Annotated in this window: 2 protein-coding genes; both read right to left on the bottom strand. The window is 39.9% G+C overall.

Translation table 11 applies throughout. The features are described from left to right. Positions 1-209: 209 nt before the first annotated feature. Positions 210-1,166, bottom strand: a complete 957-nt coding sequence (locus RAC86_RS38690) for an alpha/beta fold hydrolase (protein ID WP_377886954.1) — start codon at positions 1,164-1,166, stop codon at positions 210-212. Positions 1,167-1,264: 98 nt separating this feature from the next. Further along, positions 1,265-1,367, bottom strand: a 103-nt coding sequence (locus RAC86_RS38685) for an EF-Tu C-terminal domain-related protein (RefSeq protein WP_377886952.1), incomplete at its 5' end; no start/stop codon positions are given.

The raw sequence follows: 1,367 nt of genomic DNA, 5'->3' as shown, positions 1-1,367 counted from the left end.
CGTTAGACAGTTCTCCGTGAGAAAAACCTGAACACCTTGCCATGGCAAAGCGGCCGGGTGTGTCAGCAACCTCTCACTTCATCGCAGTCAAAGACCAACATACACCATTATACAGAAAATAGGCGCATGTTGCAAGACTTATTTAAAATATGCATGGTTTGCACACTTTTTTTATTATACAGGGGTTTTTCTTATTTATCAAGGATCTATCATAAATGGTGTCGTGCATGTCGACTTAATGTGTTCGCGAATAATGACGGCTCCTCAATATGCGGGGTGTGAGCTGAGTTCTCAAATTGAAACCAGCGCTTTTCGGGTGCCTCAAGCTCTTGAAAATACTGTTTCGATATTTCAGCAGGAACAATTAAGTCATGTTTCCCTGAAATGAAAACACACGGTACTTTAATAGAAGGAACTGATGTAAAAGCATTAAACCGGTACAATTCATCAGTTAAATGTTTTTTACTGAAGTGCAATCCATTGAGGAAGCTGTGCATGTTCCGCACTCCATACTCATTGCCAGTAAGCATTTGAAATATTACAGCTAGAGATTGACGATGACGGCGAGTGAAGCCTCCCCTGCTTAGCTCGACACAAAACCGATAGATAAGGTGCTGGATATCCTGCTTCCAAGGCGGAGCACCAATGAAACGTGTGAGGAAAGATAATATGCTTGCTTTTTTTGATTCAGAAATTTCACGAATATGTTGATAAGCAGTTGATTCTTCATCGTGAGGGTTAACAACCTGGCTGATTCCATAATACGCGTAAAATAAATCAGGACACTGCTGCAAAACATGAAGCGCCAGTATTGACCCCCAAGAATGACCGGCTAGGTAAAGTTTTGATTTTGAAAAATGAGCTAAAAGCCATTGAGTGACTTGGATTGTATCTTTAATGAAGTGATTTATTGTCATAGAGTGATGCGAAATTCGCTTAGAATAAGAAAGCCCCGATCCTCTCTGATCCCAATGAACTACTGTAAAATACTGTTCCAGCTCTTTTTGATAATGTCTAACATATCCGATTTGCGGCGTTCCCGGCCCGCCATGTAAAAAAAGGAGCAATGGATTTTTCACGTCAACTCCATTAATCATCAGCATTTGCTTTGTATTTCCAATGCTTAGTTCTTTCATGATTGCGATTGATTTCTTTTCAGGAATCATAAATATTAACCCCTCGAATATGATAGATCCTATTATACAAGAAAAAGATAAGCAAACAAAAAACGAGACCCACAGGGGTCTCGTTTAAAATCATACTATTACTCAGTGATTGTAGAAACAACGCCTGAACCAACAGTACGTCCGCCTTCACGAATAGAGAAACGAGTTCCTTCTTCGATAGCGATTGTAGAAATAAGTTCA

This window comes from Bacillus sp. LR_5 (assembly GCF_042709275.1).
Note: the sequence above shows the minus strand (reverse complement) of the source record. Positions and strands in the feature narration are given on the sequence as shown.

Excerpts from the sequence above, each read along its gene's own strand:
- RAC86_RS38690 (WP_377886954.1), bottom strand. The coding sequence starts at position 1,166 with ATGATTCCTGAAAAGAAATCAATCGCAATCATGAAAGAACTAAGCATT.